This is a genomic window from Ralstonia sp. 1B3 (assembly GCF_036631435.1).
The window spans coordinates 39485-50663 of record NZ_JAPNUG010000028.1; the positions used below are offsets into that span (position 1 = coordinate 39485).

Sequence of the window (11179 nt, forward strand, 5' to 3'; positions counted from 1 at the left end):
TGCACGCTCTTAAAGGAGGTGATCCAGCCGCACCTTCCGATACGGCTACCTTGTTACGACTTCACCCCAGTCATGAACCCTACCGTGGTAATCGCCCTCCTTGCGGTTAGGCTAACTACTTCTGGTAAAGCCCACTCCCATGGTGTGACGGGCGGTGTGTACAAGACCCGGGAACGTATTCACCGCGGCATGCTGATCCGCGATTACTAGCGATTCCAGCTTCACGTAGTCGAGTTGCAGACTACGATCCGGACTACGATGCATTTTCTGGGATTAGCTCCACCTCGCGGCTTGGCAACCCTCTGTATGCACCATTGTATGACGTGTGAAGCCCTACCCATAAGGGCCATGAGGACTTGACGTCATCCCCACCTTCCTCCGGTTTGTCACCGGCAGTCTCTCTAGAGTGCCCTTTCGTAGCAACTAGAGACAAGGGTTGCGCTCGTTGCGGGACTTAACCCAACATCTCACGACACGAGCTGACGACAGCCATGCAGCACCTGTGTCCACTTTCTCTTTCGAGCACCTAATGCATCTCTGCTTCGTTAGTGGCATGTCAAGGGTAGGTAAGGTTTTTCGCGTTGCATCGAATTAATCCACATCATCCACCGCTTGTGCGGGTCCCCGTCAATTCCTTTGAGTTTTAATCTTGCGACCGTACTCCCCAGGCGGTCAACTTCACGCGTTAGCTACGTTACTAAGGAAATGAATCCCCAACAACTAGTTGACATCGTTTAGGGCGTGGACTACCAGGGTATCTAATCCTGTTTGCTCCCCACGCTTTCGTGCATGAGCGTCAGTGTTATCCCAGGGGCTGCCTTCGCCATCGGTATTCCTCCACATCTCTACGCATTTCACTGCTACACGTGGAATTCTACCCCCTCTGACACACTCTAGCCGTGCAGTCACCAATGCAATTCCCAAGTTAAGCTCGGGGATTTCACATCGGTCTTGCACAACCGCCTGCGCACGCTTTACGCCCAGTAATTCCGATTAACGCTTGGACCCTACGTATTACCGCGGCTGCTGGCACGTAGTTAGCCGGTCCTTATTCTTCCGGTACCGTCATCGACCCCAGGTATTAACCAGAGCCATTTCTTTCCGGACAAAAGTGCTTTACAACCCGAAGGCCTTCTTCACACACGCGGCATTGCTGGATCAGGCTTTCGCCCATTGTCCAAAATTCCCCACTGCTGCCTCCCGTAGGAGTCTGGGCCGTGTCTCAGTCCCAGTGTGGCTGATCGTCCTCTCAGACCAGCTACTGATCGTCGCCTTGGTGGGCCTTTACCCCACCAACTAGCTAATCAGACATCGGCCGCTCCTATAGCATGAGGCCTTGCGGTCCCCCACTTTCACCCTCAGGTCGTATGCGGTATTAGCTAATCTTTCGACTAGTTATCCCCCACTACAGGGCACGTTCCGATGTATTACTCACCCGTTCGCCACTCGCCATCAATCTAGCAAGCTAGATCATGCTGCCGTTCGACTTGCATGTGTAAGGCATGCCGCCAGCGTTCAATCTGAGCCAGGATCAAACTCTTCAGTTCAATCTGCTGTTTTCGCTCTTTACGAGCGGTCGCTCACTCTCAGAATCTGACTTGAACTTTCGTTCAAACCTTACTTCTGTGCGAGCACTTCATTACTTGTTAGCTAGCGGACCGAAATCCGCCGCATCCAGTATTAAGCGCCCACACTTATCGGCTGTTTGCTTGTTAAAGAACTTCGCGATCAACTTTGTTCACCGCGTCGCTGCGTTGTCTGCAGCAGAGAAACGAGATTATGCAGAGCTTTTTCGTCGCTGTCAACAACTCGTCGAAGAATTTTTATCCACCAACTCGCTGCCAACCACCACCCAGTCCACCGCCGATCACCAACCACCCAATCGACCGCAAACCCGCTCCACTCCTGCTTCTCCACCACTCAACACCACCACCGCCACTTGCGTTTCGGCGCTGTGTTTTGCAGCGAGGGGCGAACTATAGGCGGGTTCCCTTAGCTGGCAACACCTTTGTCGTGACAGGCTGATGACGCGTTCGTGAAGAATAGCCGCCAGCCCAGTCTAGGCATGGGATTGCGGCCGCAAAGGACTCGCAACACGCGCTCCGATATACCCGATGCCGTTACTCGGGTATTCCCGAGGTCACCCGGTTGGACCTTCCTTATTGGTGCTTGAACGTGGCGGCACGCTTCTCGACGAACGCGCGCATGCCTTCCTTCTGGTCTTCCGTGGCGAACGTGGCGTGGAAGAGGCGGCGCTCCAGATGCACGCCTTCGCTGAGCGAGGTCTCGTAGGCCGCGTTGATCGACTCTTTGATCATCATGACCGTGGGCAGCGAGAAACCGGCAATGGTTTCTGCGGCCTGGATAGCTTCGTCGATCAACTTGTCGGCCGGGATGACACGCGAGACCAGGCCGGCGCGCTCGGCTTCTTCAGCGCCCATCATGCGAGCGGTCAGGCAGAGGTCCATGGCCTTGGCTTTGGAGACGGCGCGCGGCAGGCGCTGCGTGCCGCCGGCGCCGGGCATGGTGCCGAGCTTGATTTCCGGCTGGCCGAACTTGGCGGTATCGGCGGCGAGGATGATGTCGCACATCATGGCCAGTTCACAGCCGCCCCCGAGCGCGTAGCCGGCCACCGCGGCGATCACCGGCTTGCGGATGCGGCGGATGGTTTCCCAGTTGCGCGTGATGTATTCGTTCTTATAGACGGTGGCGAAGTCGTAATCGGCCATGGCGCCGATATCCGCGCCGGCGGCGAACGCCTTTTCGCTGCCGGTAAGGACGACGGCGCCGATGTTGGCATCGGCGTCGAAGGCGAGCAGCGCGGCGCCAAGTTCGTCCATGAGCGCATCGTTGAGGGCATTCAGCGCCTTCGGACGATTGAGCGTAACAAGACCGACGCGACCGCGCGTTTCGACCAGAATGTTTTCGTAGGACATGGAAGCTCCAGTTGGAATGGATGTAATATTAGCCGACCAACCGGTCGGTTAATCAATGAACCGATGACCGAGGAGGAGACAAGATGACCAGCCCGACCATTCTGCTTGACTGGCATGAACACGTGGCAACCATCACGCTGAACCGGCCCGATCAGCTCAACAGTTTCACGGCCGGCATGCACCGCGAACTGCGCGACGCGCTGGACAAGGTGGAGCGCCAGCGCGCTCGCGCGTTGATCCTGACCGGAGCGGGACGCGGCTTCTGCGCGGGGCAGGATCTCTCCGAACTCAATGTCACGCCCGGGCAGATGACCGACCTGGGCCAGCTCATCGACGAACAATTCAACCCGCTGGTGCGCCGTCTGCGTGCCATGCCCCTGCCGGTGATTGCCGCCGTGAACGGCGTGGCCGCCGGCGCCGGCGCAAACCTCGCGCTGGCGTGCGACATCGTGATGGCCGCCGAGAATGCGTGCTTCCTCCAGGCCTTTGTAAAGATCGGGCTGCTGCCGGATTCGGGCGGAACGTGGTTCCTGCCGCAGCGCATCGGCGTGGCGCGGGCGATGGGGCTGGCGATGCTGGGGAAAAGCTCGACGCCAAGACGGCGCTCGCCTGGGGCCTGATCTGGGGCGTTTATCACGATGCCAAGATCCTGATGACCGAAGTGAATTGCATGGCCGACCATCTGGCCAAGCAGCCGACCCGTGCACTGGCCGCCATCAAGCGCGCCATGCACGCAGCGCCCACAGTCGCTGGACGCTCAACTGGACCTGGAGCGCGACCTGCAGCGCGAACTCGGCAATTCGCGCGACTATGCAGAAGGCGTGGACGCCTTTCTGAACAAGCGCGTGGCGCATTTCACCGGCGAATAAGGACATCAGCGTGACGGAAACGACCCTCCACGATGCGCAGGCGCTGGCTGAAACCGCCTGCAAAAGCATGTTCGACGCCGATGCCTGCACGCGCTGGCTCGGCATGCGCGTGCAGGCGGTCGCGCCCGGCTTTGCTCGGCTTTCCATGGCGGTGCGGCCTGAATTCCTCAACGGGCATCGCACCTGTCATGGCGGATTGATCTTCACGCTGGCCGATTCGGCCTTCGCGTTTGCCTGCAACAGCCACAACCACAATACGGTGGCGGCGGGCTGCAGCGTCGAATTCCTGCGGCCGGCGCATGGCGGCGATGTGCTGGTCGCCGAGGCAACCGAGCAGGTCTTGTCCGGCCGGCACGGCATCTACGACGTACGCGTGACAAACCAGGCCGGCGAGGTGGTCGCCATGTTTCGCGGCAAGTCTGCACAGATTCGCGGCCAGGTCATTCCGGTCCCGGGCAGCCCAGAACCCTAGCTAGACGTCTTATAAAGCCCTCCACAAAACCGCATCACCATTAGAGGACGCCTCAGAACCTGTTCACGATCCGTCGCGAGCGGCCCGACGTTGGCCCGAGAAGCGCAACCGTACGTGGGTACGGTGTGCATCGCAGGGCCAAGATCGGGACGCGCAGTAGGATCGTGAGCAGGTTCGCACGACGGCGCCCCGAGGAGACCCGCATGCGCCCCCGCTCGACCGACCTGCCGCTCGATCCGATCGAAACGGCCAGCCGCGACGCCATCCAGGCTCTGCAGCTTGAACGCCTGAAGCGCAGCCTCGCGCACGCATATGAGAACGTGCCCGCCTACCGGGCAAAGTTCGACGCGGCAGGCGTGCATCCGTCGGATTTGCAGTCGCTTGCCGATCTGGCGAAGTTTCCGTTCACGACCAAGACCGATTTGCGCGACAACTATCCGTTCGGCATGTTTGCGGTGCCGCAGGATCGGATCGCGCGCATCCACGCGTCGTCGGGCACGACGGGCAAACCCACGGTTGTCGGCTACACGCTGGCGGATATCGACACATGGGCCGGGTTGGTGGCGCGCTCGATCCGGGCGGCAGGTGCCCGGCACGGCGACAAGGTTCACGTGAGCTACGGCTACGGCCTGTTCACCGGCGGCCTGGGCGCGCATTACGGCGTGGAGCGTGCGGGGCTCACGGCCATCCCGTTCGGCGGCGGGCAAACCGAGCGGCAAGTGCAGCTCATCTGCGATTTTCAGCCGCAGATCATCATGGTCACGCCCAGCTACATGCTGGCAATTGCCGATGAATTTGAGCGCCAGGGCATGGACCCGGCCGCGTCTAGCCTGCAGATCGGCATCTTCGGCGCCGAGCCATGGACGCCCGAAATGCGCAGCGCCATCGAAGCGCGCATGGGGCTTTCGGCAGTCGATATCTACGGCCTGTCGGAGGTGATGGGGCCGGGCGTTGCCAGCGAATGCGCCGAAACCAAGGACGGCCCGACCATCTGGGAAGACCACTTCTATCCGGAGATCATTGATCCGAACACCGGCGAGGTGCTGCCCGACGGCGAATTCGGCGAACTGGTCTTCACGTCGCTGACCAAGGAAGCGATGCCGGTGGTGCGCTATCGCACGCGCGATCTGACGCGCCTGTTGCCCGGCACGGCGCGACCGGGCTTCCGGCGCATGGAAAAATCACCGGCCGCTGCGACGACATGATGATCGTGCGCGGTGTGAACGTGTTTCCATCGCAGATCGAGGAATTGATCCTGAAGCACGCGGCGCTGTCACCGCACTACCAATGCGTGCTCGGCAAGGAAGGACCGTTGGATACGCTGACGGTGCGGATCGAGGCGGCGCTGGGCGCCTCCGCGGACGCGGCCAAATCGGCTAGCAGCCAACTGGCGCATGACATCAAGTCGTTGATCGGCGTGACCGCCGCGATCGAGACGCTGGCCAGCGGCGGAATCGAGCGCTCCGTCGGCAAGGCGCGCCGCGTGGTGGACTTGCGGCGCGGTTAGTGGCTCGACGTTTCTCAGCGGGTGGCGACGCCGATGCTGCCACCCTTCGGCACGAGCACCCAAAGGCGGCCCGTCTGCTTCATGCGGCCCGCCAGGTCGCCCGCGGCATCGCCGTGGCCGAAGTAATAGTCGGCGCGCACGGCACCGCGAATGGCAGAACCCACGTCCTGCGCAAAAACGAGCTTCTGGATCGGATCGGCCGACAGCGGCTTGGTCGTCGACAGGAACACCGGCGAGCCCAGCGGAATGTACGTCGGGTCGACGGCGATCGAGCGTTCGTCCGTCAGCGGCACGCCCAGCTTGCCGATGGGGCCGCCCGTGTTGCCGGGCGTCTCGGCAAAGAACACGTAACGGGGGTTGATGTTGAGCATCTCTTCGACACGGCCCGGATTGGCGCGCGCCCAGGCCTTGATGCCCTGCATGGTGGCTTGCACTGGCGTAATTTCGCCCATGTCGAGCAACCAGCGCGCAAATGAACGGAACGGCTGGTTGTTCGTGCCGCCCACGCCCAAGCGCATGATGCCGCCCTCTTCCAGCTGGACCTGGCCCGAACCCTGAATCTGCAGGAACGCCGCTTCGACCGGATCATCCACCCAGACAATTTCCTGCCCCTGCAGCGCCGGACTGCGGATCAACTGCGCGCGGGCCGGCAGCGTTTTGCCGCGCCACGCGGCGGGCATGCGGTACAGCGGCGTCTGATAGACACCGTGGCGGGTGCGCGAGCCGCGCAGCAGCGGTTCGTAATAACCGGTGATGAGGCCGCTGTCGGTGCCGTCGTCCTTCACCACGCGATACGGCGTGAAGTTGTCTTCAAAGAACACGCGCATGGCAATCGGGTCGCCGGCATCGACCATCAGGCCGGCGGTGCAGACACGCGACCAATCGGCGCGGCGCTTCATCGCCTGGCAGTTCGATTGCAGGGCGGGCCAGGCGGAGGCAAGGTCATCGGCGGTCCAGCCCGACACATCGGCCCAGGTAGCGGGGGCCAGATGCCCGCCGAGCGTACCTGTGGGCGCTTGCGGCGTTTCGACGCGCGGCGGCGGCCCGCTCGTGCAGGCTGCCAGCATTGCGGCGACCAGGGCTGCGGCAAAGGAACCAAACCGGGCAGCCCATCGGCGGCGCAGAGCGTTGCGGGCTGGTGTCAATGCGTCCAAGGTTGCTGCTGTCATGCGTGTTCCATCCTGTCCGATGCGGCTGCGGGGTTGGCTACAATGCCTCGCACCCGAGCTTCCCGCCGTCGACCATGAGCGAATTCTTCGAAAACCATCCGATGATGCTGTTCGGCCTGGAGGCCGGCGTGGCGCTGTTCCTGCTCATTTTCATCGTGATCTGGACGATGTCTGGCGCCAAGAAGCATCCACGCCCACTGCGTGCGCCGCCCGAACATCCGTCGCGCCACAGCGACGCTGCCAAGCCTTCGCAATCGACCGACGCAGCGCCAAAAGATTCTCAAGCCGCCAATTCCGACGCGCCCTGATTCCCGATCAGTGCAGCATGCGCGGCATGACCAGCGCAAATTCGGGGATGGGCGCCTCGAAGCGGTGACCGTCTTCGGCCACGCAGAAATATTCGCCGCGCATCGTACCCACGGGCGTCTTGATGGTCGCCCAGCTCGTATATTCGAAAGATTCGCCCGGCGGCAGCAGCGGCTGATGGCCGACCACACCCAGGCCGTTCACTTCCTGCACCTGCTCATCGGCGTCGGTAATCACCCAGTGGCGGGAGATCAGCTGGCTCGGCACGTCACCGGTGTTGCGGATGGTGATGGTGTAGGCAAAGGCGAAGTTGCCGTGTTCCGGCTCGGATTGCTCCGGCAGATAGCGCGTCCGGACCTGGACGGTGAGTTCGTAGCTCGGCATGTCGATCCACAATCAGAATTGGCGCCCATTGTGCGGCATGGCTGTGGCAGCGGCAAGGCGCGGCCAGACAGCCGATCCGGCTAAAATAGCGCCCTTCTTTTGCGCATTCGCGTGCAAGTTCGCGCGCCTTATCCGTCTCCCATCATGTCCGCAGCCATCGATCCGTCCGGTTTCCGCATCGCCCCGTCCATCCTCTCCGCCGACTTTGCCCGCCTGGGCGAAGAAGTGCGCCGCGTGCTCGAATCGGGCGCCGACTGGATCCACTTTGATGTGATGGACAACCACTATGTGCCGAACCTGACCGTTGGGCCGCTCGTCTGCGAAGCGATCCGCCCGCACGCGCAAAAGGATGGCAAGCCCGTGCCGATCGACGTGCACCTGATGGTCAGCCCGGTCGATCGCATCATTCCGGACTTCGCCAAGGCCGGCGCCGACCTGATCACCTTTCACCCGGAAGCTTCCGAGCACATCGACCGGTCGCTGGCGCTGATCCGCGACAACGGCTGCAAGGCCGGCCTCGTCTTCAACCCCGCCACGCCGCTGCACTACCTGGATCATGTGATGGACCGCCTCGACATGGTGCTGATCATGTCGGTCAACCCGGGCTTTGGCGGCCAATCGTTCATTCCGGAAGCGCTGAACAAGCTGCGCGCCGTACGCCAGAAGCTCGACGCATACCAGGACAAGACCGGCCGCAAGATCCTGCTGGAGATCGACGGCGGCGTGAAGGCCGACAACATCGCCGAGATTGCCAAGGCCGGCGCCGACACCTTCGTCGCCGGTTCGGCAGTGTTCGGCAAGCCGGATGCGGATGGCGGCTACCGGGGCACCGTGGGCGCGCTGCGCCAGGCGCTGGCCCCGTTGGCATGACGACGGGCGCGCTACCCGCCGGCCCCGTCCGCGCCGTCATCATCGACTTGGACGGGACGATGGTTGACACGGCGGGCGACTTCCACGCCGCCATCAACGCAATGCTGGAGGCACTTGGCGCCACGCCTGACATGCCGGCCGAGGAAGTCGTCGGCTACGTCGGCAAAGGCTCGGAAAACCTCGTGCGGCGCGTGCTTGACGCGCGCCTGCCGCCCGCGCAGGCCAACAGCCGCTTTGCGGAGGGACTGGAGGCTTACCAGCGCGCCTACATCGCCATCAACGGCCGGCACGTCAATGTTTACAACGGCGTACACGAAGGGCTGGCCGCACTGCGCGACATGGGTCTCGCGCTCGCGTGCGTGACGAACAAACCACACGATTTCACGCAGCCGCTGCTCGCGCAACTCGGCTTGAACACGTATTTCGACCTTGTCTACCCAGGCGACGCGTTCCCGTATCGCAAGCCCGATCCGTACCCCATGCTCCGGGTGGCGGAGGCGTTTGGCGTCGCCCCGGCTGAAATCGTGGCCATTGGCGATTCGGAAAACGACGCCCGAGCGGCGCGAGCGGCCGGCATGCGCGTGCTGGCGGTGCCGTATGGCTACAACCACGGCCAGCCTATACAGGCCGCCGGAGCCGATGCTATAGTCGACACACTTTTGCGGCAGCCGAGTTGATCCGGCCCTATGCAGAGCCCCACAACGCCATCTCTGCCGCTTCCAACTGACGATCCATGTTCCTGAATCGCAAACGCGTCGACGCTGGTGGTGACCGGGGGCTTGGCCCTGGCGGCCCTGGCACGCCCTCGCTCGGGCGTAAGCGTTTGCACGGCTGCTGATCGTTCTTCCCCGGTTTCGGCATTCTGGCGCGTCATCAACGCGCCGCCCAAACCACCCTCGCATCTCCTGCCCCAAACGCTGACCGCCCGCCGGTCTTCCACTGGCCCGCTATCGGCTGCGGACGACCCTTGCGGGATCGCACGGTCGCTTTACGACGTTCGCGCGTTCCCATCCCTGATGTTCTGCTAACGTTCCGACGGCATCATTGACGCTCTTGCGTTTGCCGTGGAGCGAACGCATGCCGGTGGGCGCGCAACCGTCCCGCCCGGCGAATCGACCTGACCGCTCATGACCGAACTCGAATTCAAATCGCTGGCCGACCAGGGCTACAACCGCATCCCGCTGATTGCCGAGGCACTGGCCGACCTGGAGACGCCGCTGTCGCTGTATCTGAAGCTGGCGCAATCGCACGATCGCGGCACGCATACGTTCCTGCTGGAATCGGTGGTAGGCGGCGAGCGCTTCGGGCGTTACTCCTTTATCGGCCTGCATGCGCACACGCTGCTGCGCGCCAAGGGCAACCGCACGGAAGTGGTGACCGACGGCAAGGTGGTGGAGACGAACGAAGGTAACCCGCTGGACTTCATCGCCGCCTTCGAGCGCCGCCAGAAAGTGGCGCTGCGCCCGGGCCTGCCGCGATTCTGCGGCGGCCTGGCCGGCTATTTCGGCTACGACGCCGTGCGCTTCATCGAACCGCGCCTGGCCGAGACCGCCCCGCCCGACGATCTGCAACTGCCCGACATCCAGCTCATGCTCTGCGAAGAGCTGGCCGTGATCGACAACCTGTCGGGCAAGCTCTACCTCATCGTCTACGCCGACCCGTCGAAACCCGAAGCCTATTCGCGCGCCAAGCAGCGGCTGCGCGCGTTGCGTACGAAGCTGCACCAGCCGGTCGATGTGCCGGTGACGTCGGCGTCGGTGCGCACCGACACCATCCGCGAGTTCGACAAGGCGGACTACATCACCGCCGTGCTCAAGGCCAAGGAATACATCGCTGCCGGCGACATGATGCAGGTGCAGATCGGCCAGCGCCTGGTCAAGCCGTTCCGCGATGCGCCGCTGTCGCTGTACCGCGCGCTGCGCTCGCTGAACCCGTCGCCGTACATGTACTTCTACAACTTCGGCGACATGCAGATCGTCGGGGCGTCGCCGGAAATCCTGGTGCGCCAGGAAGAGCGCCGTGTGCCGGCTGCTGAAAACAGCAGCAACGGCGCGGACGAATCCGCCCGCATCGTGACGATCCGCCCGCTGGCCGGCACGCGCCCGCGCGGCAACACGCCCGAGCGCGACGCTGAACTCGCCACCGAGCTGCTCAACGACCCGAAGGAAATCGCCGAGCACGTCATGCTGATCGACCTGGCGCGCAACGACATCGGCCGCATTGCCGAGATCGGCTCGGTCAAGGTGACGGACCAGATGGTCATCGAGAAGTATTCGCACGTGCAGCACATCGTCAGCTCCGTCGAGGGCCGCCTGAAACCGGGCATGACGAACATGGACGTGCTGCGCGCAACCTTCCCGGCGGGCACGCTGTCGGGCGCGCCCAAGGTGCGCGCGATGGAGATCATCGACGAGCTGGAGCCGGTCAAGCGCGGCATCTACGGCGGCGCGGTGGGCTATCTCTCCTTCTCGGGCGAGATGGATCTGGCCATTGCCATCCGCACCGGCATCATCAAGGACGGCAATCTCTATGTGCAGGCCGCCGCCGGCGTGGTGGCCGATTCGGACCCGGATGCCGAATGGAGGGAAACCGAACACAAGGCGCGCGCCGTCCTGCGTGCGGCCGAGCAAGTGCAAGACGGCCTCGACGCCGATTTCTGAGGTTAA

The 11179-nt window shown here is 62.8% G+C and carries 8 protein-coding genes, 1 rRNA gene and 2 pseudogenes; 7 read left to right on the forward strand and 4 right to left on the reverse strand.

What is annotated here, in order from left to right; translation table 11 throughout:
* Positions 1-11: 11 nt before the first annotated feature.
* Both OWR21_RS08355 and OWR21_RS08360 read right to left on the reverse strand, forming a co-directional pair.
* Positions 12-1547: ribosomal RNA gene (locus OWR21_RS08355) — 16S ribosomal RNA — on the reverse strand.
* Between the two features lie 612 nt (positions 1548-2159).
* A complete protein-coding gene (locus tag OWR21_RS08360; RefSeq protein ID WP_316891630.1) occupies positions 2160-2936 on the reverse strand; it encodes an enoyl-CoA hydratase in 777 nt (258 codons plus the stop codon).
* An 83-nt stretch (positions 2937-3019) separates the two neighbouring features.
* Between OWR21_RS08360 and paaG the strand changes: the two are divergent.
* The 3 genes and pseudogenes from paaG to paaK all read left to right on the forward strand — a co-directional run bounded on the left by paaG (position 3020) and on the right by paaK (position 5784).
* A pseudogene (gene paaG / locus OWR21_RS08365) lies at positions 3020-3805 on the forward strand (2-(1,2-epoxy-1,2-dihydrophenyl)acetyl-CoA isomerase PaaG).
* A 4-nt stretch (positions 3806-3809) separates the two neighbouring features.
* The gene (gene paaI / locus OWR21_RS08370) at positions 3810-4277 is read left to right on the forward strand and encodes a hydroxyphenylacetyl-CoA thioesterase PaaI (RefSeq protein WP_332395000.1); all 468 of its coding nucleotides are present in this window, start codon (positions 3810-3812) and stop codon (positions 4275-4277) included.
* A 203-nt stretch (positions 4278-4480) separates the two neighbouring features.
* Positions 4481-5784: pseudogene (paaK, locus tag OWR21_RS08375) on the forward strand (phenylacetate--CoA ligase PaaK).
* A 14-nt stretch (positions 5785-5798) separates the two neighbouring features.
* Here the strand turns inward: paaK and mltA are convergent.
* Positions 5799-6953: a murein transglycosylase A gene (gene mltA, locus OWR21_RS08380; RefSeq protein ID WP_332394988.1), complete on the reverse strand. Its 1155-nt coding sequence runs from the start codon at positions 6951-6953 to the stop codon at positions 5799-5801.
* A gap of 74 nt (positions 6954-7027) precedes the next feature.
* Between mltA and OWR21_RS08385 the strand changes: the two genes are divergently transcribed.
* Positions 7028-7261 carry a hypothetical protein gene (locus OWR21_RS08385; protein WP_147219190.1) on the forward strand — a complete coding sequence of 78 codons (234 nt, stop codon included), beginning with the start codon at positions 7028-7030 and terminating at the stop codon, positions 7259-7261.
* A 7-nt stretch (positions 7262-7268) separates the two neighbouring features.
* Here OWR21_RS08385 and apaG read toward each other — a convergent pair whose 3' ends face one another.
* On the reverse strand, positions 7269-7643 hold the full coding sequence (gene apaG, locus OWR21_RS08390; RefSeq protein WP_147219188.1) for a Co2+/Mg2+ efflux protein ApaG: 375 nt from the start codon (positions 7641-7643) through the stop codon (positions 7269-7271).
* A 144-nt stretch (positions 7644-7787) separates the two neighbouring features.
* On the opposite strand from apaG, the gene rpe reads away from it, so the two are divergent.
* From rpe to trpE, 3 genes are all read left to right on the forward strand, one after another.
* Entirely contained in the window at positions 7788-8513 is a 726-nt protein-coding gene (gene rpe / locus OWR21_RS08395) for a ribulose-phosphate 3-epimerase (protein ID WP_004636669.1), read from the forward strand.
* A 59-nt stretch (positions 8514-8572) separates the two neighbouring features.
* Positions 8573-9190 carry a phosphoglycolate phosphatase gene (gene gph, locus OWR21_RS08400; protein WP_332394989.1) on the forward strand — a complete coding sequence of 206 codons (618 nt, stop codon included), beginning with the start codon at positions 8573-8575 and terminating at the stop codon, positions 9188-9190.
* A gap of 450 nt (positions 9191-9640) precedes the next feature.
* The gene (gene trpE / locus OWR21_RS08405; RefSeq protein WP_316902166.1) at positions 9641-11173 is read left to right on the forward strand and encodes an anthranilate synthase component I; all 1533 of its coding nucleotides are present in this window, start codon (positions 9641-9643) and stop codon (positions 11171-11173) included.
* Positions 11174-11179: the final 6 nt, after the last annotated feature.